The organism is Synechococcus sp. SYN20 (genome assembly GCF_014279555.1).
In the GTDB taxonomy this organism is placed as follows: Bacteria; Cyanobacteriota; Cyanobacteriia; order PCC-6307; family Cyanobiaceae; genus Synechococcus_C.
The window spans coordinates 1,344,040-1,368,973 of record NZ_CP047959.1; the positions used below are offsets into that span (position 1 = coordinate 1,344,040).

The 24,934-nt window shown below is 52.9% G+C and carries 24 protein-coding genes and 1 tRNA gene; 16 read left to right on the forward strand and 9 right to left on the reverse strand.

Going from position 1 to position 24,934, the window contains the following annotated elements:
• Window positions 1-3 precede the first annotated feature (3 nt).
• From SynSYN20_RS07030 to SynSYN20_RS07100, 15 genes are all read left to right on the forward strand, one after another.
• The gene (locus tag SynSYN20_RS07030; protein WP_186525311.1) at window positions 4-3,840 is read left to right on the forward strand and encodes a hypothetical protein; all 3,837 of its coding nucleotides are present in this window, start codon (window positions 4-6) and stop codon (window positions 3,838-3,840) included.
• Between the two features lie 99 nt (window positions 3,841-3,939).
• Window positions 3,940-5,637, forward strand: a complete 1,698-nt coding sequence (locus tag SynSYN20_RS07035) for a hypothetical protein (RefSeq protein WP_186525312.1) — start codon at window positions 3,940-3,942, stop codon at window positions 5,635-5,637.
• Between the two features lie 95 nt (window positions 5,638-5,732).
• Window positions 5,733-6,803: a hypothetical protein gene (locus tag SynSYN20_RS07040; RefSeq protein WP_186525313.1), complete on the forward strand. Its 1,071-nt coding sequence runs from the start codon at window positions 5,733-5,735 to the stop codon at window positions 6,801-6,803.
• Window positions 6,776-7,693, forward strand: coding sequence for a hypothetical protein (locus SynSYN20_RS07045; RefSeq protein ID WP_186525314.1), 918 nt, complete (start codon window positions 6,776-6,778; stop codon window positions 7,691-7,693). The genes SynSYN20_RS07040 and SynSYN20_RS07045 overlap by 28 nt, the downstream gene beginning before the upstream one ends.
• Window positions 7,693-8,316 carry a hypothetical protein gene (locus SynSYN20_RS07050; RefSeq protein WP_186525315.1) on the forward strand — a complete coding sequence of 208 codons (624 nt, stop codon included), beginning with the start codon at window positions 7,693-7,695 and terminating at the stop codon, window positions 8,314-8,316. The genes SynSYN20_RS07045 and SynSYN20_RS07050 overlap by 1 nt, the downstream gene beginning before the upstream one ends.
• Before the next feature lie 60 nt (window positions 8,317-8,376).
• Window positions 8,377-9,114 carry a hypothetical protein gene (locus SynSYN20_RS07055; protein ID WP_186525316.1) on the forward strand — a complete coding sequence of 246 codons (738 nt, stop codon included), beginning with the start codon at window positions 8,377-8,379 and terminating at the stop codon, window positions 9,112-9,114.
• A gap of 171 nt (window positions 9,115-9,285) precedes the next feature.
• Window positions 9,286-10,218, forward strand: a complete 933-nt coding sequence (locus SynSYN20_RS07060; RefSeq protein ID WP_186525317.1) for a major capsid protein — start codon at window positions 9,286-9,288, stop codon at window positions 10,216-10,218.
• A gap of 66 nt (window positions 10,219-10,284) precedes the next feature.
• A complete protein-coding gene (locus SynSYN20_RS07065) occupies window positions 10,285-10,608 on the forward strand; it encodes a hypothetical protein (protein WP_186525318.1) in 324 nt (107 codons plus the stop codon).
• Between the two features lie 47 nt (window positions 10,609-10,655).
• Window positions 10,656-11,009 (forward strand): hypothetical protein, encoded by a 354-nt coding sequence (locus tag SynSYN20_RS07070; protein WP_186525319.1) that lies wholly within the window; start codon window positions 10,656-10,658, stop codon window positions 11,007-11,009.
• A 70-nt stretch (window positions 11,010-11,079) separates the two neighbouring features.
• The gene (locus SynSYN20_RS07075) at window positions 11,080-11,385 is read left to right on the forward strand and encodes a hypothetical protein (RefSeq protein WP_186525320.1); all 306 of its coding nucleotides are present in this window, start codon (window positions 11,080-11,082) and stop codon (window positions 11,383-11,385) included.
• A 38-nt stretch (window positions 11,386-11,423) separates the two neighbouring features.
• Window positions 11,424-12,689 (forward strand): glycoside hydrolase family protein, encoded by a 1,266-nt coding sequence (locus tag SynSYN20_RS07080; RefSeq protein WP_186525321.1) that lies wholly within the window; start codon window positions 11,424-11,426, stop codon window positions 12,687-12,689.
• A complete protein-coding gene (locus SynSYN20_RS07085) occupies window positions 12,686-12,889 on the forward strand; it encodes a hypothetical protein (protein WP_186525322.1) in 204 nt (67 codons plus the stop codon). The genes SynSYN20_RS07080 and SynSYN20_RS07085 overlap by 4 nt, the downstream gene beginning before the upstream one ends.
• A gap of 211 nt (window positions 12,890-13,100) precedes the next feature.
• The gene (locus SynSYN20_RS07090; protein ID WP_186525323.1) at window positions 13,101-13,307 is read left to right on the forward strand and encodes a hypothetical protein; all 207 of its coding nucleotides are present in this window, start codon (window positions 13,101-13,103) and stop codon (window positions 13,305-13,307) included.
• A gap of 69 nt (window positions 13,308-13,376) precedes the next feature.
• Window positions 13,377-13,595, forward strand: a complete 219-nt coding sequence (locus tag SynSYN20_RS07095; RefSeq protein ID WP_222929767.1) for a hypothetical protein — start codon at window positions 13,377-13,379, stop codon at window positions 13,593-13,595.
• Window positions 13,596-13,652: 57 nt separating this feature from the next.
• Window positions 13,653-13,726: transfer RNA gene (locus SynSYN20_RS07100), tRNA-Met, on the forward strand.
• A 10-nt stretch (window positions 13,727-13,736) separates the two neighbouring features.
• Here SynSYN20_RS07100 and SynSYN20_RS07105 read toward each other — a convergent pair.
• The 7 genes from SynSYN20_RS07105 to SynSYN20_RS07135 form a co-directional block, all read right to left on the reverse strand.
• Window positions 13,737-15,182, reverse strand: a complete 1,446-nt coding sequence (locus tag SynSYN20_RS07105) for a hypothetical protein (RefSeq protein ID WP_186525325.1) — start codon at window positions 15,180-15,182, stop codon at window positions 13,737-13,739.
• A gap of 308 nt (window positions 15,183-15,490) precedes the next feature.
• Window positions 15,491-16,495: a M23 family metallopeptidase gene (locus SynSYN20_RS07110; RefSeq protein ID WP_186525326.1), complete on the reverse strand. Its 1,005-nt coding sequence runs from the start codon at window positions 16,493-16,495 to the stop codon at window positions 15,491-15,493.
• A 109-nt stretch (window positions 16,496-16,604) separates the two neighbouring features.
• Window positions 16,605-17,093, reverse strand: coding sequence for a tRNA (cytidine(34)-2'-O)-methyltransferase (locus SynSYN20_RS07115; RefSeq protein ID WP_370586723.1), 489 nt, complete (start codon window positions 17,091-17,093; stop codon window positions 16,605-16,607).
• Between the two features lie 53 nt (window positions 17,094-17,146).
• Window positions 17,147-17,713: a bifunctional adenosylcobinamide kinase/adenosylcobinamide-phosphate guanylyltransferase gene (locus SynSYN20_RS07120; protein WP_186525327.1), complete on the reverse strand. Its 567-nt coding sequence runs from the start codon at window positions 17,711-17,713 to the stop codon at window positions 17,147-17,149.
• A 4-nt stretch (window positions 17,714-17,717) separates the two neighbouring features.
• Window positions 17,718-18,866, reverse strand: a complete 1,149-nt coding sequence (gene pxcA / locus SynSYN20_RS07125; protein WP_186525328.1) for a proton extrusion protein PcxA — start codon at window positions 18,864-18,866, stop codon at window positions 17,718-17,720.
• Window positions 18,867-18,872: 6 nt separating this feature from the next.
• A complete protein-coding gene (gene psb32 / locus SynSYN20_RS07130) occupies window positions 18,873-19,550 on the reverse strand; it encodes a photosystem II repair protein Psb32 (protein ID WP_186525329.1) in 678 nt (225 codons plus the stop codon).
• A gap of 30 nt (window positions 19,551-19,580) precedes the next feature.
• A complete protein-coding gene (locus SynSYN20_RS07135) occupies window positions 19,581-19,988 on the reverse strand; it encodes a tellurite resistance TerB family protein (protein ID WP_186525330.1) in 408 nt (135 codons plus the stop codon).
• 68 nt (window positions 19,989-20,056) lie between these two features.
• Here SynSYN20_RS07135 and SynSYN20_RS07140 point away from each other — a divergent pair, with 68 nt between their 5' ends.
• Complete coding sequence (locus SynSYN20_RS07140) at window positions 20,057-20,698, forward strand: cofactor assembly of complex C subunit B (protein WP_186525331.1); 642 nt, start codon at window positions 20,057-20,059, stop codon at window positions 20,696-20,698.
• Between the two features lie 1,456 nt (window positions 20,699-22,154).
• On the opposite strand, the gene lptC is transcribed toward SynSYN20_RS07140, so the two are convergent.
• Both lptC and metG read right to left on the reverse strand, forming a co-directional pair.
• A complete protein-coding gene (lptC, locus tag SynSYN20_RS07145; protein WP_255476192.1) occupies window positions 22,155-23,372 on the reverse strand; it encodes an LPS export ABC transporter periplasmic protein LptC in 1,218 nt (405 codons plus the stop codon).
• A complete protein-coding gene (metG, locus tag SynSYN20_RS07150) occupies window positions 23,369-24,913 on the reverse strand; it encodes a methionine--tRNA ligase (RefSeq protein WP_186522577.1) in 1,545 nt (514 codons plus the stop codon). The genes lptC and metG overlap by 4 nt, the downstream gene beginning before the upstream one ends.
• Between the last annotated feature and the right edge of the window lie 21 nt (window positions 24,914-24,934).

Sequence of the window (24,934 nt, forward strand, 5' to 3'; positions counted from 1 at the left end):
TCCGTGACTGACTTCATCGCAAGAATCAAGCCGAAGCGTTCGACGGTTTCTGGTGAAGTTCCTGCGCCTACGGATTTAGAGCTGGCGGAGTTAGCAGTCAATACGGCCGATGGTGTTCTCTTTACCAAGCACACAGATGGAACGATCAAGTCCATCTCCGGCGGAGGTGGAAGCGGTGGTGGCACGATCGAAAGCATCGGAAACGTCGAACCTCGGCAGGTTGCCACCAGCTACGCCTCATGGAACAACGGCGAGAGCGCAACGAGTGCCGGTGGGTGGTTTTACGACATCGATGCAAGTTCTACTCTCACTCTCAACAAGGAAGATGCCAACGGCGACCTCGTTACGCCATACGTCTCAACACTGCCAGCGAGTGGAACGTTTTGGTGGAGTAACGACGACATCAACTTCCTTGCGACCGCTTACAGCAACCTGGCAATCAATGGTGCGGCAGGACTGATCACCTTCGACGTCGTCGAACTACCAGGGATTCAGAGCTCCTCAACGCTTTACGTCGCCTGGGCGGATCCGTACAGCGAATCGGCCAGCTTCGACGGCGATCTCTTGGTGTTCGATGCCACGAAGGGTCAATGGGTCCCAACGTCTGCAGAGCTAAGCGTCCCGAACAAACTCGTGGACCTGGATGACGTCGATCTGACACCGACTGAGCTTGTCGACGACCTTCCGGTGGTCTGGGATGGATCGAGCCAGACGTTCAAGGCGGACTTCCCGCTCCTCTCTATTGACCCACAGGAGGGGGCACGTTCATTTGGAGGCAGCCTTGGACTGCTTGGACCTTCTACTTTTTACGGAATACCCCAAGACGCAGTGGGGGACGGCTGGACAGACCTGAATTTGACCGGTGATGACCGGTCCCACCGTCTCCAAACCCCAGCGGATTTAGTCGGTGTCGTGTTCTATGGCAAGCCAATTCCGGCCGAGATTCTCTTCGACACCAATGGGGCCCTTTACTGGGGAGTCAATGCGCAAGAGATAAGTTTTATCGGCGGAGGCGACATACGCGACGACGCAGACAGAGGCAGCGAGTTTTTTCTCGCTTTGTGGAGTCAAGACACACAGGCAAGGGCCACGTTTGAGCAGTTCGATGGAACGACCTGGACCCTTCGACTAGAGCAGCGGCTCCCCTACAACAGCCAAAACGGAGTTCCAGTTGAGGTCAGCTTCAAGACCGATGGCACGATCAGGGTGATCTATGGCAGCAACAGTGGATCCGACATCCAACTCGGCTCCCGACGCCAGGGAATCGTTATTGATGATGAGCTGATTGTTGGTGGCTGGAGCTATCAAGGAGATGGTCACCTTGGAAACTTCACTTGGGAGACGTTCAAGATCCTCGGCGGCGGTCGGGGGATAGAAGATCTATCAAACGTCTCACGAACACTTCCAGCGCAGGGAGAAGTCCTGCAGTGGGACGAAAACTTTCAACAATTCCGACCCGGTCCGGTCTTAACTCTTAGTGATTCAGCACCTATTGTCGATCAGTATCACGTTATTGCTGAAGAAGATGTAATAGTTTCCGGCAATATCGACGAAGGCACGTGGGGAATTGATTATGGGATCATCATTTTTGGTACGCAAAACCCTTCTATTCCTGTTGATGACCTGAGAAGGTTGCAACCTGGGGACGAACTTACATTCACTAAGGATGGCTTTCCACCTTTCAATGTAAAAGTCGACCAAGCAGCGCAACCACTTCTATCGTATTCAGATGTTGAGTATGTCGATCTGTTATTACAGGCACCTGCTGAACTTAGTTACGTTGCTGGCGTAGCAATCAGTTCCCCTCGGTTTGAGGATGGAGCTACTGACGGACAAGCGACCCAGTACATCCTTCAATGGCACGATTCCGATCAGAAATATAAAACTGCTGAGCTCCGTTTACCTGAAGCTGCTGTCGGGAGTGTCAACGAACAGACAGGTGAAGTAAGCCTGGGCATCCAGGACATGAATGATGTCTTACTCCCTGGAGGAAATCTTTCAGACGGCGACATCCTGAAGTGGAATAACGGACTTCAATCGTTCGTGGGTGCTCAGCTTCCTGAGCCCTCCGTCAATCTCGATGACCTCGAGGACGTTGATCTCGCCACGACACTTCCAACTGACAGACAGGTGCTGGGCTACGACGCGGCAAGCCAGGGATGGAAACCGCTAACGGTGGCTTTCGATGATGAGATAGATGCGATAGAGGCTTGGGTTGAGGCCAAGGGCTATGCAACCGAAACCTGGACCGAGTCTTTCGTTGATGCGCAGGACTTTGCGACCGAGGCTTGGGTTGATCTATGGCTTCTGGCGAAGAACTACGCGACGAAGACCTGGGTTACAGACAAGAACTACGCCGCCCAAGTCTGGGTCGAAAATAAGAACTACGCCACAGAGTCTTGGGTTGAAAATAAGACTTATGCAACAGAGGCCTGGGTTGAAGAAAAGAGTTATGCAACAGAGGTCTGGGTTGAAGAGAAGAGTTATGCAAGCGAGACCTGGGTCGAAGAGAAGAGTTACGCCACGGAGACCTGGGTCCAAGCAGAGATCCAGGCAGAGATTGGAGCGCTTCAAGCTGAGGTTTTAACCCTGCAGGACCAGCTCGAAACCAAGATCGACCCAGCCCCGCAAGACGGATCTGCTTACGTTCGTCAGGACGGACAGTGGCTCAGCCTCGCTGGAGTTCTTGCTGCTCTTGGCTTCCAGCCCGGTGGCGGTGGAGGTCCTCAGACGCCAGACGTCCCTGAAGTCATCAATGGCGGTGACTTCTCAACCGGTGCTGCTGGAAGTGTCGACCTGACTCTTGCTGGTGGCAACTTCACGACAGGATCAGCTGGCAACAGTGACGCGACCCTCGACGGAGGCAACTTCTCTGGCGGCACCGTGACCGCTTCTGGTGGTGACTTCACGACTGGCGCGGCTGGTGGTATCGATGCGAGCTACGGCGGTGGGGACTTCAGCAGCGGAGCCCCTGGCCAGTCCAATGTGACTCTCGACGGCGGTTTCATCTCGCCTGACATTCTTGAGGAAACTCTCAGTGGCGGCGACTTCACCAGTGGAGTCGGTGGAACCGACGACAGGTCCTTCGGTGGCGGCGACTTCCGCAGTGGTCAGTCCAGTGGTTCGGATGAATATCTCGACGGTGGAGTCTTCTCTTCAGGTAGCGGTGGCCCCTCTTTCGGCGGCGGCGACTTCGGATCCGGTGGTTCTGGTGGGCCCGACGTCACTCTGAGCGGTGGCAATTTCTCGAGCGGAGAATCAGGCTCGACCGATATCACCCTTGATGGCGGAGTCCTCGATGGTGGTGGATTGCTGGCTGGTGGCGGTGACTTCATCAGCGGCGGATTCGGTGGTCCTGACATCACTTATGGAGGCGGCGACTTCTCAGCCGGTGGTTCTGGCTCTGAGGACGTGACTCTTGATGGAGGCTTCTTCGAGGGTGATGGCCTGACGACCGGTGGCGGCGACTTCACTGCTGGTGGATCCGGCGGCCCCGATGTGACTTACGGAGGCGGTGACTTCTCGACCGGAGGCCCTGGCTCTGGTGATGTGAACCTTGATGGTGGTGACTTCGGCGGCCCTGAAGCAAGCGGCGGTGACTTCACTTCCGGCCAATCCGGTGATGACAACTCAACCTATGGAGCCGGAGACTTCTCGACCGGAACATCCTCGGGAGAGTCAGTGACCATGGATGGTGGCGACTTCACCGCTGAGGGTGGTGGCGACTTCACGAGCGGCGGAGCGGGTGGAGCTGATGTGACATTTGGGGCTGGCGACTTCACTTCCGGCGAGTCATCTGGAGCCGCTGTCGAAATGGATGGAGGCGACTTCAGCAGCTGATCGAGGCCCTCTCAAAGACAAGATCTGCGCCCGTACATGAAACGGGTGCAGAACCAGAGGTTCCCGGAACCCTGACTGCGAAACCACAGCGTCACCCCGATGCCAGTCCCCTCCCCACGCTCGAAGCTGCTGCCCGCACGGGGTAACGCAGCCGATCTACTTGCCAATGTCTCCGCCCTTGTCGAGGGTGAGATCTGTTATGCGATCGACGAAAATTCCTACTACCAGAAAGTCGGCGCCTCCCTCGTAAAAGTTTCAGGCGGATCAGGATCCGGAACTTCTTACGACGACACCGCTCTTGCTGGTCGCGTGACAACGGTCGAGGGAGAGGTTGATGCTCTTGAGACAACCGTTGCTGGGCTCTCCAGCTATGACGACACCGCTCTTGCTGGTCGCGTGACGACTGTCGAAGGCGACGTTGATGCCCTGGAGACCACCGTTGCTGGGCTCTCCAGCTATGACGACACCGCTATCGACGGCCGTGTCACTCAACTCGAATCAGACGTCTCTGGTCTGAGTGCCTACGACGACACTGCACTGGCTGCTCGCGTGACTCTCGCCGAGAGCGACGTCGATACTCTCGAGACCGACGTCGATACTCTCGAGACCGATGCAACTGCGTTGGCTGCTCGCGTGGCTCTCGCTGAAGGTGAAATCACCGACATCAAAGCCGATGCGCTCACCACGGCTGCAATCGACACAACTCAACAGTTAGCTCTGAATGATCTAGGCCCCCGAGTCACCACTCTTGAGAGCTCTACATATAACGGCCCCACCATCAGTGGTGACTTCGGAATAGCAACCGGGACCGCAGCCTTCGCTCCGGGGGATGGGAGTGTCCTCACCTTTACTGCGACGGGCGATCAGTTTCACACTTTTACTGTGGGAAATACATACCCTCAAGGCGGGGTATCCGGAACTACTTGGGCATTGGACAACGGGAGTGTTTTCTATGGCTTGAATGAACCCACGATTCCTGTCGATGATCTAAGAAGATTGCAAGTTGGGGACGAGGTTACATTTATCATCCCTGGAGAATCAGTTCCTTTCACGGCTACAGTTACCCAATCAAACACAACAGCCACTTCTGAGATTGAGTACTTAATCCTGGGCTTACAAAATCCTGCCGGTACGAGTTTTATACCTGGGACAACAATCAGTTCTCCAAAGTTTCAGGATGGAATCACCGAAGGCCTTTACTTCCCTGCGCCCTCTAGCTCTTCCCTCAGCTCCCTGACCGATGTTGATGCACTCACTCCATCGGATGGCAATGTTCTCGCTTACAACAACACAGCCGGTAAGTGGGAGCCAACTGCACCAGCAACCGGTGGCGGTTCCGGTGGAGAGATCACTGGTCAATACAACATCGACACCGGCATCGCTGAAGCTCCTCCCCAGGAAGGACAAGTGCTGACCTGGAATGAGTCCGCCGGCTACTACTTGCCATCGGCTCCTTCCGGCGGCGGCGGCGGATCCTCGACCGTGACCGGTGACATCGAGATCGATCAAGGAATTGCGGCGTCCTCTCCGCAAGCAAATACCGCGTTGATGTTCAACGCGATTGCAAACAAATTCATCCCTAGTGAGACATTCCGAATCGTTGGCATCGCACTGACTTTTGCCGACACATCAGCGAAACCAATATGGGAAGATCCCGGCACCGTTGGTGATGTTTTCATCGACGCTTACGACTGGACGATGGTCATCTACACCGGTCCGTTTGATCCGAACGAGGGCGCTGGTGGCTGGCTTCAGATCGATATGAACCAATCGGGTGGCGGTGGAGGCCTTGCCTGATCTCGGTCTGAACTGAACAGTTTTGGCTTCGCTTCGGCGGGGCCTTTTTTTGTGCCTGCAGTCCGGAACCCTAGGCCGCTTCTGCCAGCCCAGCCGTGACCCTTTTCATTGGAGAACAGTCGACTACAGGCTTGAACCTGTACGACGGCGACCCGACTGAATTGTCAGTCTGGGGCTGGGTAAACGATCGGCTGATCGACTGGCTGGGAGAGATTTGCGACCCCCAATTTGGGGCAATCACCAATGCCGGGTCGGGGTATATCGACGGCGTCTACACCGAAGTGGAGTTGCGGAGAACGGCTTCGACTCAGACTGGTGGCAACCACATGCTTTGCACAGTCACTATCGCTGGCGGCGGTGTGAGTGATGTGCAGATCTCCCAAAAGGGCAACGGATTCAAGACTGGAGACGAGCTGAATATCCCGAACGTTGCACAGGTCGGAGGAAGCGGCTCTGGCTTCACCATTGTTCTCGATTCTGCGAATGCAAGCCTCGGCTTCATTTATGACGTCACCAGAGCTGGAACAGATTCCTTGAAGGGATTCATGTTTGGAGCAGAAAGGCAAAACAGCTATAACCGAGGACTCTTTTACTACAAAACAAGCAACACATCAAGCACCCGAGTCTATGATTTTAGATCCCACACTCCAGGCACATCAAATAACAACTACGGCTCTTTTGACGTAAATAGCAACCCGATTATAAATACATATCACGACGGCGATGGAGACGGATACGCTGTTCGTGTTGCTTATTCCACAGAGCCAGATGATCGTTGGTTCGTCATGACAGATAATGCTTACTTCAGCCATTTTGAGTTGTTCGAGACGCTTCAACCTGCAGGGGGTGTCTATGCAGATTCAGCGGTTGCCTCTAGATGGTGCTGGGGAATTGGTACTACCACTATGACAATGTATCCATTGATCGGTGTCGACAAAGACAGGGAATTGTTTGGCTATTCAGAGCATAGTCCTAGGAGATCAGCAGACGATGATGTGCTCTTTACTGGCCAGGCTGTCTATGGAGATTCCTATGTAGTTGGCATCATGCCGCCAGGGCTTGGATACCACAAAGCTTTCGGCGGAAGCTTTAGTAAGCAACTTCAAAACAATACCGAAGTTTGGGATGTCTTTGGTCAATGTCTCTTCGCGAGGACTTCAAAGTGAGTATTACTTTTGACTACCTCAACTACAGGAACTCAATCTCGAATGCGTTCGATCCATCTACCGAGTGGTTTTCTTTTCTGGCGGTAAAGCTCGCCGATTGGGCTGGAAAAGTCGGTCCAAACAAGATGGAGCTGCTCACCGGTGTTCAGCAATGGCAGGAAAGCGGTTATGACTGGGGGTCCACCTCTTCAAACCTTTCTATTCAGTTGGCTTTTAAGATGGACGATGAGCGAGATGGCAGTTTCTCTCAGCCTTACTGGAGCTCACTGAGATGGATGGCAGGGAATAACTGGTATTTTTATTGCTTCGCAGAAAAGATCAATAAGAACAGTTCTCGCGACACTTATGGAAAGTTTTTTACCACTGACTCAGACCAGCTCGGATCAAGTTATCAGCATTTTTATGGACCGAATGTGACTCAGGGCTATCAACTCGCCGTTTGCTATTCAGATACGCCTGGCAAAGAATTCTTTGCGATCAGCGATAGTCAAAGTTCGTCCTCAATCTTTGGGTTGAATTGTGTCATAGCAAAGACGGAACCTCGACCAGGCCTCACTCCTGGACACAACCAGGGCTGGGCTGTGTTCAGCGGAAACAACGCTTTCACCTGGGGGTTGAATCAATTCAGCGAACGATATTCACCCCTCTCAGGTGGAGTCGATCCCTGGGGCAGCGTTGGCAGCGGAGGCACAAACCCAGATATACCTTACTTAAAAATAGACCCACCTGTTTACAGTTATACAAACAATTGGGTGGCAAATTCCAAAACAGTTAGTTACTCGAATGTTGCTGGAAAATCACTAAACGTGGTCCAGATTCCTGATGGTCGTCAGTTCATGACCTGGAGAAATGGGTTGGTCATCGATGTCACTGGTGAAGGGATTCTCTGATGGCAGCTGATCCTGTTCAAGCGATCGTCGACTTCAGCACTTCTGTGCAAAGTATTCGCGTCATCGCTCCATTCAAGAAGTTCCTTCCCATCCCAGGACAGCTCCTCGTGAATCCTGCTGTGCCTCCACTCCTGACGAAAGACTTTCGACGTGGGGTGATCTCTTCAGTGCATCCAGGTCCTTATGTAGGAACGCAAGTTATTCAACAAGTCGACGTCAGTCAGACATCTCCTCTCGGTCGTTTCAGAGGTGAGGTCCATGCAGGTCCCTCCCCCTATCAGTTAAACGGCCGCCCAGGGACTCCGTCTATTTCGCTCAAGGGATCTTGGAATCAGCGATACATCGACCAAGAGACGATGTGGTCCGCAGCGGTTCTCATCAGTGAAGATGACCTTCACCCACTGACGGCGGTTGAGTACTACACGGACAACGACTTTTATCTGATAAATACTGACTTCGGTACTCAGTTCAGGTCTGTCTCACCCTTGATTGCTGGTGATGTTCTCCAGGAAGTCTGCGCAAGCGTGAACAACCCCTATCTCAACCCAATCTTGAGAGGTGAAGGTGGCAATGGTGGATCAGTTCGCCCAGACGACGGCCTGCTTTATCCCCGCAAGGTGTAACGGTTCGAATCGGAACACTCGGACGCAACTTTCAACGGGGAGTGATTCCCTGTTCGCCCTATGTCCGAAGAACTCACTCCGCAGACCTCCGAGACGGAGATTCCAGTAGGCGGCGATGTTCAAGCCGAAACTTCTGCCGCAGAAGCGCAGAAGAGCTACAGCGAGAACGAAGTCCAAGATCTTCTCAAGGCACTCAAGTCTGAGCGGGAAGCCCGCAAGCAGAACGAGAAGAGCCTCAAGGAATCAAAGTCTCAACTCGCACAGCTCGAGGGCATTGATCCCGAGACCTATGCCCGTCTCCAAGCTGAGTCCGCCAAGCGTGCAGAACTTGAAGCAGAACTGGCCGGCAAGGTCGGAGCCATCGAGAAGAGCTACGCCGATCAGCTCAGTGCAGCTAAGACCGAACAGGAAGCGGCTGCAGTTCAGGTTCACGAGCTGCAGAAGAAGTATGCGTTCGAAAGAGCCTTCTCTTCAGCCGGTGGTCGAGGTGGTGAATTCACCGATTTGGCATACACCAAGCTCCAGGCCGAATTCAAGCTGATGGATGACGGGACTGTCGCCGTTGTCGATAAGGCTGGAGCCTTCGTCGTTGATGACAAAGGCAAGCGCGTTGATCCTGCTGAGCACCTCAAGCAGTACAAAGGCCACCAACTGTTGGGCTACACCTTCCAAGCAGAACGCGGTGCTGGCAGCGGTCTTGTTCCTCACCCAGGAACATCACTTGCCAACGGTGCAGACATGCACAGCTTGTCTACTTCGGAGCTGTTCGGCCAAGCCTTCGGACGCAAGGTCGTCTGATCTCAGGTGACAACTGACAACACCGGCTCCGCTAAGGCGGGGCCTTTCTTTTGCTCGGAACCCTTAGGGAGAAGCCCCCGGAAGGCGTGAAGTCCGAAGGGTGGCCAAGACAAAGGGGCGCGAGGCCTCGGCGTCTGAACCCTCCCCATCCTTCATTTACAGAACCTAAAAATGGCTCTAACCCTTCTTGAGGCGTCTAAGCACGCCCGCTCTCCTGAGGAACTCGCCGTTGTGCGCGAACTCGCCGAAGGCGACCTCCTCGGTTCACTCCCATTCAGAAATATCTCAGGCTCCGGCTTGTTTTGGAAGCGTGAAGAAAGCCTGGCGAACGTCGGCTTCCGTCACATCAACCAAGGCCTTGCTGAGGACTACGGTCAGACCAGTCAGCAGTCAGAAGCCCTCAAGTTCTTTGGTGGCGACGTGGTTGTTGACCGCGCCATCCTCGAGCTTGAAGGACCTGAAGCTCGCGCCTATCAGGTGCAGTCCAAGATCCGCGCAATGCGCATGGCTTACGAGCGCGTGTTCATCAAGGGATCCGAGACAGCTTCAAACGGCCTCGAGTTCGACGGCCTTGAGAAGCGCTGCGGCGAAATCGGTGGCACCAGCCAAGTCGTCGACAACGGCGGCGGCGGTCTCAGCTTTGCTGCTCTCGACGAAATGCTCGACACCGTCGACGCACAAGGCGGCAGCAAGTACATGATCATGTCGAAGGCAATGCGCCGTCGTCTGACTCAAGCCGCACGCGATGGCGTGATCAACGGCGGAATCCAGATCATGCAAGACGCCATGGGTCGCAAGCAGTCCTACTACCAGGACACCCCGATCATGATCGTCGACAAGGACGAGAACAACAACGACATCCTCGGCGCTAACGAAGCAGCCGCTGGAAACGGTTTGACCTCCTCCATCTACTGCATCAGCTTCGGCGATCTCTTGACCGTCGGCATCCAGAACGGCGGCCTGTCCGTCCGTGACTTGGGTGAGTCCCACTCCGCTCCTCAGTTCCTGACACGCGTCGAGTGGTACTGCGGCCTGGCAACCATCAACGGCCGCTCCGTTGCTCGCTTGGCCTCCATCGATCCTGCTGTCGCAGCAATCGTCTGATCTAGGTGATCACGTCCGGGGCTGACGCACAGCCCCACACCATCCCCTTTCTCTAGGACTTCCATCATGGCTGCACGTTCCAGCGGCATGTTCCCCCGCAAGGCTGCGTGGGTTGACGCCGCAACAATCATCCCCGCTAACGGCGACGCACTAACCGTCCCCAACCTTCAGCACTCCGGCGAAGTGACCCTGATCGCTTACTTCAGCAACGACGCTGTCGGATCTGTTGCTGTGACTCTCGGCTCCGAGGTCATCACATTGTCCGCTGCTGATCAGAGCGACAAGAAAGTCATCAAGGTTCGCTCCGGTTACGAGCTGGGCCCTGTGACCTCCGTGTCTGCTGACTACGCCGGCCTCACTGCTGGCACCGCTCAGGTATCCATCTTCTGATCTCAACGATCAGTTCGAACACAGGGCTCCTCAGGGGGCCCTTTTTCATGCTCGGAATCCTGGGTGGCTTACGACACTTCACCATGTCAACCGTTTTTATCTATGACCTGGAGAGTGGCAAAGGCCACAAGGTCTACCCCGCTTCTGTTCAGGCCTTCCTAGCCACTGGCCGCTACAGCCTGGACAAACCAGCCAACGGCAAACTCGACGATTCTGCCTTCCGTTCTGAGCTTCCTTCTGCCGGCCGTGAAGCTGAGCGTCCTCGCCCTGCTGACATCGCCATGGCTGCCAAGAATGTCGAGGCAAAAGTTGAGGAGAAGACTGAGGAAGTCAAAGAGATCCTCGAAGAAAGCAGCAAGCCAGAGGCTAAGCGTGCCCCTCGTCGTCGCAGTGCTGAGTGATCTAGAGATCCAGTAACTATCTAGGGGGTCGTTTTTCGGGAAACCTGAAGTGTCAGGCACTTGGTTCCTCATGTTTCCCGAAGCTCTCGCTGGTGTGTTGATCCCCCTCGTCCTCGGATGGATGGGTTTCACCTGGAAGAGGACTGACCGTGCCCTCGATTCTGTCGAGCGTGTCTCTGACAAGATCGACAAAGTTGAACTCAAAATGGCCGAGAACTTCGTGACTAAAGCCGATTTTCATCTCTCAATCGAGCGGATGATGAAAGGCATCGATCGCCTTGACAAGAAAACTGATCTTTTGGTGTTTGATCAATCAACCACCATCAGAGAACTCAAAAGCAGACTCCGCAATCACGGAGAAGACGCAGAAGTCTGATTGTCGGAACCCTGCCCCGTCACTGAACGAGGGAGTCCATGGCCCGCAGAATCTGCGCGGAAGCCATCAGCCTGATCAAGTCCTTTGAAGGACTGTCGCTGGAGGCTTATCCGGACCCTGGTTCAAAAGATGGGTTGCCATTCACCATTGGATATGGACACGCCGGCCCTGACGTCTACCTAGGCGATGCCATCACCGAGGAAGAAGCAGAAGAGCTACTTCGACAGGACCTGCTCAGGTTTGAGGCGGGAGTCGAGGAGCTGATTCCTGGCCTTTGCAAACATGAATTCGAAGCGTTGGTGAGCTGGGCTTTCAACGTTGGACTGGGAGCAGTTGCTGAAAGCACTCTTCGTCGAAGGATCCTCGCGGGAGAGCCTCATCACGCGGTGATTGCCCAAGAGCTTCCTCGATGGAACAGAGGCGCCGATGGAGTCATGGCTGGACTCGTACGCCGCAGGATTGCCGAAGTTGACCACTCTGCCCTCAGCGGTAGCACGTGCCCCCACGCAGCGCCAATCAGGACAAAGATGACACCAAGCACCTCTCAAGCCACTAAAGCGGCTTCTGAGGCCTCTCAAGTGGCTCTGGTCGACTTCTTCCGTTACTTCATCGGCACAGAGGCGCAGGTCTCTGCTGTCGAAAGCCTTGAGAAAGCTCTGCAAGCCAAAGCCCCTGATCTCCTACTGGACATCGCTGACTGGGTGATCAAGTACAGGGAGAAAGACGTTGAAGAGGACGCCACCACGCCAGTCGTGAACAACCATCTTGACGTTTCATACCTTTATCAGTTCGACAGCAACAGCGACCAAGGCGCACGGATGTGCTTCAGCTCTTCCAATGCAATGTTGCTCGAGTTCTTGCGTCCTGGGATTCTCAAAGGAGTTCAGGAAGATGACGCTTACCTGGACACAGTTCTTGAGTTTGGTGACACCACGAGCGCGGATGCACAGATCCAGGCTCTCAAGTACTACGGCGTCAACGCTGCCTTCAGGACTGACGGCACCAGTCGTCTCGCGAAAGACCTGATTCGCCGCAACATCCCTGTCCCTGTGGGAGTTCTCCATCGAGGCCATGTCTCGGAACCGACTGGAGGTGGCCACTGGATCGTTTTGGTCGGCTTCGATGACACCGAGAAATGCTGGTACGCGCACGACCCAGCAGGCGAAATGGACGTCGTGAATGGGTCTTATGTGCGCAGCGGACCATCCGATGGACGCTTTGTCAAATACTCCTACAAGAACCTGAACCCGCGCTGGATGGTGGCAGGAGAAGGGGATGGCTGGCTGATTGAGGCAAGGCCATGAGACCCGATCTCCACGACGAGCTCCTTCGGATCCAGCTCCAACAACAGATCGAAAAGGCATTTCAGACCAAGGATCTCCGCTTGATGAGAGAGGTCGCGGAAATGCTTGCTGACTCTTATGTCAACAGCAGGGTTGCTGCAAAACACTTGGCACTTAAAGGCGTCGGAACCCTTTCCAACAACAGCGACACGGCGGAGTAGTGGCCAACTGGATCGAACATCGTCTCTTGCCGGGATATTTAGTCAGCAGGAGCAATGTGGTCCTCTCGGCCACCGGAGCAAAGCATGGCTGCCCTGAACCTCAGCTCGGCAAAAACGAGGCGGGTGACTTAGCGTTTTGGGTAAGACCTTTAGGTCACCCAGCAGCGATCCGCATCAGGATCGAGGGCCTGAAAAATTTATTCGATCATCCATGACCCTGCGCAAACCCATCACCGGAGAGGCTGCAGCAGAGATCAAGGTTTGGTTCACAAGCAAGGGAAGCAGTCCCATCACGCCTTACGTCGAAAGGACAAGGCTCGAGCGTCGATACGTCAAAGTCCCAGGTCACTTGATAGCTGACACCACGGAAGATCAGTGGTGCATCGAGTCAGAAGCCGGAGAAACACCAGAGCCCTGAGCCCGTATTGCGATGCGAACTCGAACAGCAGCTGGTATGTTGTTGGAAAGCTGATAAGAGCTGGTAAGCATGGGCATGTCTAAGAAAGAGATCTCCGCAGGACGCTGGGTTGAGTCACGTCCCCTTTGTGAAATCGTCGGCTTCAGCTATACGACCCTGCACCGACTGAAAGGTGAGGGCTATTGGACCGAAGGTCGTCACTACCGGCGGAAGAATCCAACACGCCCGAAGTCCGAGCTTCTCTGGAACGTTGACAGGGTGTTCTTGAAACTGGGCATCGCCCTCTGAGACCCGCTGCGGTGTAAGCTCTTCGCGGAAGTCATTGCCGTTAGGCTTTGCCTGCCTGCCTCCATAGCTCAGCCGGTTAGAGCGACGGATTCATAGCCCGTAGGTCGCCTGTTCAAGTCAGGCTGGAGGCATTCTCACCGGTCAGTCCTCGTCCTCCTGGAGGGCGTCGATCATCTTTTTCTGCTTAGCACTCTTCCTCTTTTCCTTCTCCAGCTCTTTCTCCAGCTCCTCCAGGCGTTGCATCACAGCAGCTTGCTGAGGATCGACGGCTGAGGTTGGCTCTGGCTGGACTTCCTCCGAAGGGATATTCATCGAGGCCTGCAGCGCATCTTTGTCGTCTTGTTTTGCCTCGAGCTGATTCTCGAGCCATGCCTGCATACCCGCGAGCCCCCTTTCCGCGTTGATCCATCTCAAGTAGATGCGCTCGTGCACTTCAACCCCGTGCCCCATCCACTTTGACTGGATTGTCATAGGAACATGAAAGGTGGTCGAGTGGACGCTGCATCGGATCGCGTAGGTGTGGCGCAGGTCATAAGGACGCACCCAGTCCTGGCCTTTGCCAACCTTCAGATCACAGAAGAGTTGCTGAGTGCCACGCATCGTGAATTGCTTGTAGAGATAGTGACCCAGGTCATCGTTATTGACCGGAACAGTGATCTCGTTTGCCTGCCCTTCATTTTTGACGACGCCCCACTGGACCTTCCATCGATCTCTCAACTCTGACTGATACTTTTCAAAGTTCTTTTTGAGCTGGAAATCTTCAACCCACTCGGCCGGGACAGGTGGTGCATGGTGAGTTCGTGTCTTTGTAAGTAAGGCTTGGCCAGCGTCATTCGCGTCTGGTCCTCCAGGAACAGTCAGCCATCCCTTCTCATCAATCCCTGTTACATGCCACAGCTCGTGTGGCCTCAGTCCGTAGGTCGCGAGCATCCCGTAGACCCATTGCTCGAAATGGTCGAGCCCCTTCAACCAGGACTCGATTTCAGAATCTGTAGGGATGACCCTGATTTTGTTTTTCTGAGCTTTCGCAACTTTTGCGGCTGAACCCGTTGGCCTCTTGGCCTTCACGGCCGCGAGAGCAATCGTTAGGTCAATCTTCTCGTAGGACTTCTGAATTTGTGCGAGCACATCAACGCGTTTGTTGAACCGAGGGAGCTGCTCAATCGGATCGACTTCTAAGACCCAGTCCTTCAAGGACATCGCATTGACGGTTCCTTCCCACTTGCAGATCTCCTGCCCAAGAGCTGACTCGAGGTGACTTCGCGAACCCTTCTTTGGAATTCGCTTGCGAACGTCCTCTAAAGCTGCCGAGCAAAGAGCAGCCCAGGAACCTGCTGGCGCTTCCGAGCGCTGATCATCAATCCACTCTCCTTCCTTGTTTGATTCAAGGCACTTTGAATGTGCAACGCGCACGTCATCATCGTCACGCCACTGAAGAGGCTGAAGAGAGAACTCGCGCACGACCTTGGTTCCTTCGTACTCACGAATGCGAATGAACTTGATCGATGAGATTTTGCGCAGACGAAAGCGAGAACCAGCGAGCCTCAGATCTGCTTGAAGTCGATTCCAAAGGGATTGAGATTCCATGGAGAAGCGAGAAGAGAAATGCGCCGACTGGTCTCATGCGTCTCCATTTGAGACGGCTTTTTCGGGCTTTGCCTGGTTAGGTCGGTGTACCTGAAAATAGCAATGTGGGGGTCTTCGTGGGCATCAGTGGTAAGACTGAACACCTCTCGAAAAACGTGAGATCAACTGCGCTTACTGCAGTGTTCCAGTTGTGACAGGGGATCTCAGCGATTCGACTCGATACAGCAGCCGGGGTTATGAATCCCACGCTCTAACCAGCTGAGCTACCGAGCCGTAACTTTGAAATTTTAGACGATCGCCTGGACGTCTTAAGCCCGACGACGTGCTGGAAGCTTTGCCATTGGATCTAATGCTGAACCACCGCGTTGGCGTATTTCGAAATGCAGATGAGGTCCAGTGCTTCTTCCAGTACTGCCCATGAGTGAGATTTTTACTCCCTGGGGAATGATCTGTCCTTTGCGAACCAGTAGACGGCTGTTGTGGGCGTAGCGGGTGGATGAACCGTCGGAGTGAGCTAACTCCACCAAATAACCGTATCCGCTACTCCAGCCAGAAAATTTCACGACGCCATCTCTGGCCGCAACAATTGGGGTGCCAACGTTGTTTGCAATATCGATGCCCTTATGCATGCGGCCCCACCTCCATCCGAAACCCGAGGTAAATACTCCTTTTGTGGGCCACATGAAGGATTGATTCCCAACGGCACCACCATCCTCCATTCCAGGCAATGGGGGTAGAGATGGAAAACTTGCGCCGCCTGAAACCGTTGGGCGAATCGCCAACAGGGCCCGCGGTGAAGCTTTGGCAACTCGCACTTCGCTGCCGATGGTCAAACGGGCTAGATCTAGACCGGGATTAAGCGAGCGCAATTCACTCAAGCTGAGCCCTTGGTCTCGCGAAAAGGTCGAGAGAGATTCGTTCGCTTTGATGCGAACAACGGATTGTGGATCTGGAGGAGATTGAAGAGGTGCCTTATGGAGAATCGTTGATCCGTCAAGACGGCTTGTATTTGCGAGGCTTTCCTCAGCGTCAGCAGGGAGGACAATCCATGAACCAGCCTTGAGCGCTTCAAAGGATGTCTGGTCGTTAAGAGCGGTTAAATCAGATGAGGTAAGGCCAAGATCCGCGGCTATACCTTTAAGAGTGCTCTTCGTCGAGACCTTCACCCAAATCCTGCTTTGAGTTGCTGGTGCCGATGCCAGAAGAAATGGGACCTGTACGTGCTCAGCGTCCGCGAAGCCTGGATGCTGCGCCAGAACAGATAAAGACGTTCCTGAAGCGATTGCCGTGACGAGAACGAGAAGGGGCTTCATCTGAATCAGCAATTGGTAGTGCTCCTGGAGAAGCCACCACAGCTCAGGAACGGCCTGAAAGTAGCGGGTGTAGGAGGTTGGCGCAAGGGCTGAAGTGTCAGCTTGCTAATTACCACAACTGAAGTTGGGAACCGGCTTGGTGGCTGACGATGGCACAAGCCACAGAGAGATTGAGGCTTCGCACGCCCCCTTGGCCATCTTCACCAGCGCTGCAGGGCATCGAAATGGTTGTGATTTGAGTGCAACGGCTGCGTGTTGCCTCCGATAGGCCAGTGTCTTCTCGACCGAACAACAAAATATCTCCCCATTGGAACTGCATCTCTTGAAGAGGAACCCCTCCTCGACGGCTACAGCCAATCACCCTTGAGGATTGAGCAAGAGATTCAAAAAATGCATCAATATCCTTATGGATAGTGATGTCAACATGAGGCCAATAATCAAGACCAGCCCTTTTTAAATAACGATCTTCAAGGCTGAACCCAAGTGGTTCAATTAAATCTAGTGGTAAACCAAAAGCAGCACAAGTACGAGCAATATTACCTGTATTTGGAGGTATTCGTGGTTCAAATAGTGCCACCCTCAAAGGTTTTTGGATCAAAGACTGCTGATCTAGTGATTGATTGCTAATGGATTGATTTCTTGAAGCTTTCTTCACGGTACGAGTATGCCTAATTGGGTGAGATTCAAAGCTCTTCCTTGAACAACGAGCCAGCTGTCTGTTGCGTGTTGTTCTAATCGTTGAGCCAGCCAGCCTTGGCGGTCCCGAAACAATCCGCCGATTTTGGTGGCTGGGACCACGCCCCAGCCTGTTTCTTCAATCACAATCACGGTGGGACATATTCGCGTGAGAAGACTTTCAATCAGCTCTTCAGCCTCTTGCTCCCACTGATGATCATCGCGATCGAGGTGCACTGCTGTAAAGCCACCGAGGGCATCGATGAGCAAGGGGTGATGGGCCTCTTCTGTGCGAATGCATTCAGCAAGCATTGCTCCCGGCTCGCGTAGCTGCCAGTGCACGGGTCTTCTTTCTCGATGCAGTCGCATCCGTTCATCCCAGCTTGGATCATTCGACCGATGCGCAGAAGTTGCGACGTAGGTGACCCTTTCTTGAGAGCTGAGCAAATGTTCAGCCCACCGGCTTTTTCCTCCACGGCTTGGCCCGCTTACAACAATGAGTCCGTTGGGAACCTCTGGTTTTTGTTTGTTTGAATGAGCCAAGGCTTTATCCGCCTCCGTTCATGCCTCGCAATGTGGCGACAGAAGATGGACTGACACGGTTGAGATAACGGAAGATCCAATATTTGAAAATCGTTGCCAAAATCACCGGGAACGTAGCGATGAACAGAAGGATAAAATTTTCTCGGGCTGGAAATCCAAAGTGATTGGCAATACCATCAAGCAGGACAGTCCAACCTTCTGGACTATGGAATCCAACAAAGATGTCGGTGAAGAGAATAATCGCGAAGGCTTTGGCTGAGTCGCTTAATCCGTAAACAGCCTCATCAAAAAAGCCGCGAAGAACCCTGAGTTCTTCGCGGCTGAACAGGCAAACCATGACGAAGGCAAGCGTGGCTGATATGTCCGCTAAAACATTTTTTATAGCATGGGTGCTTTCAGCATCAGCCTCTTCTTTGAGCTCAGCAGCCTTTTTCCCTAATTGTTGTTGTAGTTCTTCTTGGCTTGGGATTGAGTCACCGCGAAGAAGAGCATCGAATTCAATCTCTGCCTTATACACTCTCAACTTTTCCACTGCCTGTTCTTCAAGTTGTGGCTTTGGGTAACTCAAGAATGGCAGGTCTGGAGCAAAGCGGTCGACAGCAGGACCAATGATGTAAGTGCGGCTGACCTGTTGGACTAACAGTGGCACCAGAATCAGGAGTAAAAGAACCTTCAGCGAGATCAGCGTCGAATCCCTGCGTCTTCGAAAGCCTGCAACTAATGTCGCTTCTCCAGCTGGATTGAGCTGCCTGCGCACCTTGTCGAAGACTCCGAGCAGGGAGCGCGGCAGCGGATCTGGAGCTCGAGTCATGGTCGGAGCCGCCGAAGCCCGTTTAGGGCTATAGCGATTCACGACACTTTCAATGAGCTGAAGTTGACGCAATTCCTGGGGATCTAGCTGGGCACGCTGGTACTCCAGTTGATCTAGCGATGCACGACATACATTGATTGCAACTCGAAACTTGCGCAGCACTGTCGCTTGAACCGATTTCGGAACAGAGAGTTCAAGTTCGGGACGGATGGGTCGGTCGCCGTAATACTCCAGTTCCAAGCTCTGGATTAATAGAGCCGATTCATAGCCTCGATCGAGATCAGAGTTGACATCAAGCGCGTTGGCATTGCCAAAGGCTCCTATCCAATTGCGAAATGCCATAGCAGATCAGCGGGAGAAGACCCACCAGGTGGCCATCGGCACAATGGTTCCCACCACCAGCAGCACAATGACCCAAGTGAAGGCGTTGCTTTCGCTCGTTTCCTCAACTGTGGGAACGTTTGTGGGAAGAGCGGTGCGTTCAATTTGAATGGGTGGGCCTGGATCTTCGCCCCCATTGAGAACCACTGCAATGCGTTCAATTCCATCCATGGAGGCCTGGCGGAATCGCTCGCCATCTCGCATCGGCTGACTCATCGTGGTCCGCGCGGTACTGCGAAGCAATGCCTCTGGCAGTTGATCACTCAGCTCTGCTGAGACAACGATCGCAGCTTGTTTGTTCTGAGTTTCTTCGAGAAAAAGAATGAGAGGACGCTCACTCGTGTTGTCGTTATTAGACCAACGTTCAACCAACTCTTCCCCAAATCCCGTGAGACTCAGCCCGTAGTCAAGTTTGCGAACGGTAATGACTCTGGCGTCCACCTTTGAAGACTCCAGTTGATTCAGTCGCGTTTCAATCTCATTTTTTCCAGCCCGACTCAGCACATCAGCTGAATCCAGGACGGCATTATCCGGTGGCTGGGCTGGTAGGTCTTGGGGAGACAAGGCAAAACCTGCTGGCACTGCCAAAAAGAAACAGAGACATGCGGCGATGAGCAGCTGCAGAGACTTGAAGGGGCTAGGCATCATGAGGCGTTCGATGAGTGGGGTCTGTCGTCAGCTGGCAAGGCTGTCGTGATTCAAGGCCATGATCGCGTCCATGACGGCTTGTGCTTTGCCTTGAGGGAGCTCGACGCTTTTAGCGAGCTCGTCGAGAAACGTTTGTTCCTCAGTGGTCACAGTCCTATCAGCGTGAACCAGCTGCACGGCCACAGCGAGAGCCGTTTCCTTTTGGGATTCTTTGAGTTGGGGTAGGGCATCTTTGATCAATTGACTTGATCCTTTCTCGCGAAGGCGTTTGAGTAGTTGGTCAAACAACATTGCCATCTCACTCTCGCTTCGATCCTTGTAAGGGGTTCGATATTCCAATTGAAGTCTTAAAGCATGTGCTTCATCTTTGCCCAGTACTCCATCGCAAGCCACTGTGGCCAGCGCGATCGCGGCAAAGGCTTCGGATTCGGTCATCAGCGTTGGAGGATTGACCTCTATTTCAGCAAAAGTGCATTGATCTGACTGCTCATGAGTTGCAAAACATGTTGAGATCCCACCAATGGTGTTTGCTCGCAGGTGTTCTTGTTTTGGGGCTTTCGATCCTTAACGCCAGCACCGCTGAAACCATTACACCAAGCCTGGAGCGAGCCGATGTTCTTGCCGGGATGGCGGGGGTTGGCTTGATGCTCGTATCCATCCTCTGGACCAGGGCCTCCCCACGCAGTCCGGAAGCGGTTGCGCTGGAGGGTGAACAGGGTTTTGTCCTCTCCTCCGATTTACCCGATGCTGTACGAGCTGAAATGGCGTGGGGTAGCCATCAATTTCTGACTGCGACCTCTGCAGCCACCATTCTTGTGTTTTGGAAGGGTTCGGTCCTACTTCGCCGGGGCCTTCTGGGTACTGGTGATTTTGAACCTGGTGAGATCTGTCGACGATCCGTTCAAAAGCAAGAACTGATTTCTCTTGTAAAAACAGCCCTCTACCCAGGCAAAGCTGAGTTTGATCCCGTTTTGCCCGGCTTGCCTTCCGTGATGGTGCAACCTCTTGGAGAGAGTGGCTGGGTGGTGATTGGTGGCTGGTCGGAGCGATGTTTCAGTCGATCCGATGAGCGTTGGCTAATGGGTTGGGCTGAACGTCTTAAAACAACATTGAGTGTTGCAGATTCAGAAGTAGAGAGGCTGTAGCTGCAGTGAGTCTCAGCTCATAAGTTTTTGAGTTGCCTTAGCGGGATGGGCAACGTAAGAGCAACTTTTTGAGGACTGATAACGCCCAACCCTTTGTTCTTTCCTACCTCGATCACAGGAGCTGGTTATCAACCTATTTGATGAGGCCAAGCCATCGGCATTCCTGAGTTTTGAGGCTGATAACAACTGGTTGAGGGATCATGTTCTCCTTGAAGGAGGAGCGTGAGATCCCCGGGATGTACACAATGTTTTGAACGCCAATGCGGATGGCGGTTACATCACTTTAGTTAACGGTGATGCGGCAATGCATGTAGTGCGGTTTCTGGATGGACACCTCACCTTTTCTTAAAGCTTGCAAAGCTTTGATTGATCTCAAAATGGTCTCATCTGAGACAGACGATAGTCCTCTTAAGGAGAAATGATCATGGAGTGTTCAAGTCTCTCCCATGGGCTTCATCGCTGTTGCTAGTTGCCTAGCCCTTGCTGCTGTTGTGTCCAATGCACTAATTGAAAACTTCTAATCGCTGGATGGATGTCTGCTCGACGTTTGCTTAAGCGTTCTCCGGGTTTGCGAAGGCCGATATGACCACACCTGGCGAACCTGACGGTATGCAAGGAGGCAGTTCAACTGTCTATTCAGGACCTGATGGGAAGGGATGTGCTGATCGGAATCTTGCTTTTTGGAGATTATTCAGACTCTAGAAACCCCGCCACCAAGGGGGTTTCTAGATAGTTATCGATATGATCTATGAGTTGACACCATTAATGCCTTCTGTTTTTTAGCTCCAATTCATGGATAGTGATTGGTTGTCTACATCATTTCGCCATGAGAGAAAGCCATCCGCATTGATTCCTTTTGGTGATAAACTTTTATTGACTTCGATTTCATCGCTTTCGTCTGCAGACTCAATATCATGGATATCTTTAAGAGTGTTTCCAGTATGCTAGGTAGTGTTGGCGAACCTCCATAAGTTCTGCTTAGCATTTCCCATAGGCCGCATTTGTTCTTAATTCATGATCTGGTTTGATGACTGACTCGGTAAACAGGTCAAGAGCGCGTCGATAGGCTTCAGGATAGGAGGGAGACATGGATTTAAATTGACTTTGTTTCTTCAAACGAGTTGTCGATTATTCGTTGTTTGAGATTTGACAAAAACGTCAAGTATACATACTTAAAAGTTGGTTTTGGTGTTGGTAGCTCGGGTTGCTTTTGGGCTGAATCCCCAAAGAAATGGCGAGCTACAGTCTTAGAGAGGATTATCATCACTGTCAATTTTTGGTTAAGCAATAACTAGTGCCACTATTGCTGCGTGGAAATTACCAAACACTTGGGGATTGTCCGCTGAATCGTGAGACACCCAGCTTGTCAAGATTCTCGTACTTAGGTAGCTGATCCTTCTTGGGCATGGGCAGTTTTACGGCAACGGATTTCAGTCATATACCAATCGAAAACGTCTTAAAACAACACTGGAGGTTGAGAACGCTTGGATGTCTGATCCTGACCGTTTGTCTTCTCCTCAATCGTGAGCTGGGAACGCACCTTGTTGCCTGGTGCTGAGAACGTCAGTGTCCCCTCGTCTCCCACAGATCCACTCAGCGTTTGGGCTTCGGTGATTTGATTGTTGCTCTCACGTTCCACACGAACCCCTCCTGACGCCAACACTTCGTCCGTTTGCCAATTCCAGCGGCATTGGCGAGCTTCTAAGCGTTCGCCTGGTTGTTGGATGCGACAGCCTTCGGGGATGACAACGGAGGATTGATCAAGTTCAGCTCGGAACCGTTCACCGTTGATCTGGGTTTGATTGATCAAACCTTCAAAGGGGTCGTTGCTGCTCAGGGTTTGTTTTCGGAAATTCCAGCTGGTGTCTTTGGCGCGTAGAAGGCCTTTATTTTTTGGCATGGTCACAATCACAGGAGATTTCACCGTGATCACACCTCTCTGAGTGTTGCCGATCAATTCCCGCCCTTCAAGTTGTTCGAGAACAACGCCCTCTTGATCACGGCGTTGACCCAGAACTGGTCCATCAGCCTTGAGGGCGCCGTTGTCTAGGTTCCAAAATGCCTTGCCTGTGCGTACCGCCGTATCCGGTTTGACAGTGAGCGCGAGCTTGTCTTGCCAGCGATCCAGTTGAACAGGACCGCTGAGTGTGAGCTCATTGGTATCTTGCTGCAGGATGGCAACGGTTGCTGTAATTCGTGATCGTTGATTAAAAGCCCTTGGTTGTTGTTCCATTACAAGGCGGGAAAGTTGTGGTTGCCAACGCAATCTTTCGCCCTTGATTAATATTTTTTGGCCATTAACTTGCTGAAGCTGAACATCGCCTTCGAGTATGATTTGTTGTCCATCGTTGATGACGATTGCGAAATCGGCTCTGATTTTGAAGGATGGTTTGTTTTTGCTATAGAGAACTCCTACGGGTTGTTTCGCCCTTACTAATCGGCGAGAGAGTTCATAGCGAGCTTCAGGGCTCGAGAGTTTCCAGTCGACATCTCCACTCGATTTTTTCTGTTCAAGCTCCAGCTTGCGAAAGACAAATGGCGGCGGTGCCACTGCTTGCGAACGGTTCCCTGTTGAGGAGGCACAGCCCTGTACAAGCGCACTGAGTATCACTGGAGAGATCCAGATGGTGCATTTCAGCAAGCTGCCGAAGTGAAAGCGCTGAGCGAAGGTCACAGTGCTTCTTCGAGTTCCAGTCGTTGCATGACCGGCTGAGGCTGGGGGAGGGGATGGCCTGATTCGAGGCCTCCCCATACCAGTTGTCCAGACCAGTTGTCTACATCTGAGGATTGGTTGAGCTGGGCCAAAATCCGCTCGCTTAAATCGGGAACGAGGGGTTGCAGGAGCCAACCCACCAGTCGAGCGCTTTCAAGGACTCCATAGAGATCCAAAGCAACTTCGGCGTCTTGACCACCCTTCTTCATTTTGCTCCAAGGCGCTTGGTCGTTGAGGTATCCGTTCGCTTGAATGGCAAGCTGAAGAATGGCCTCAGCTGCTTTCTGAAAGGCCATGGAGGGCATGGACTCGCGGACAGTTGCGATGGCTGTTTCGGCTGCTTGGCGTAACGCATGGTGATCGCTGTCTTTGGACTCAACGATGGGTGTGGACTCGTTGAACCATTTGCGAGACATCGAAGAGGTTCGATTTAGTAAATTGCCGATGGTGTTGGCGAGGTCATTGTTGACGAGATCAACAAAACGCTGTTGTTGGAAATCACCATCATCTCCAAATTGAATATCGCGCAAGAGATACCAGCGCACGGCATCGGTGCCGCAACGATCCAAGAGCACGTCTGGATCAAGAACATTGCCAATCGACTTGCCCATTTTTTGCCCCTCTCTGGTGAGAAAGCCATGTCCGAATACTTTTTTGGGGAGAGGTAAACCTGCTGACATCAACATTGCTGGCCAATACACAGCATGGAAACGCAGGATGTCTTTGCCAATCACATGTTGATCTGCAGGCCAGCCAACAGCGTTTAGGCGTTCAAGGTCAATACTCCCACCGTCATCTAATAGAGCTGTGAGGTAGCCAAGTAAGGCATCAAACCAAACATAAAAGGTGTGGCCTTGATGTCCTGGTACAGGTAATCCCCAGTCCACATTGACCCTTGAAATGGAAAAGTCGCGCAATCCTCCCGCTACGAAATTCTGAATTTCTTTGCGCCGACTTGCTGGTGCAATGAAATCAGACTGGTTGAGAAGAGCTTCAATTTTGTCCTGGAAGTGCGATAAACAAAAGAACAGGTTCTCCTCATCTCTCCATTCCAATGGTTTCTGGTGGATGGAACAGGTTGGGTTGATTGCTTCGGCAGGATCATCTTTGAACTCCTCGCAGCCGACGCAATACCAACCGGTTTGACGGCCGCTACGGATATCTCCAGCCTGTTCACAGCGTTGGAAAAACTGTTCGACGAGAGGTAAATGGCGAGCCGATGTCGTGCGGACAAATCGATCGTGGCTGATGTCCCATTCTTTCCAGGCTTTTTCGTAGCTGGCTGTGACCCGATTGCAGTGATCGATAGGACTGATTCCTTGATCAGCGGCTGTGCGTTGAATCTTTTGACCATGTTCATCCACGCCAGTCACAAAGACCACTTCATGGCCTTCAAGTCTTTGAAAGCGAGCCAGTGCGTCACAGGCAACGGTGGTGTAAGTGCTACCTAGATGTGGTTTGTCGTTGACGTAGTAAAGAGGGGTTGTAAGGGTATAAATCATGGTCGTCCCGGGGTGATCCCC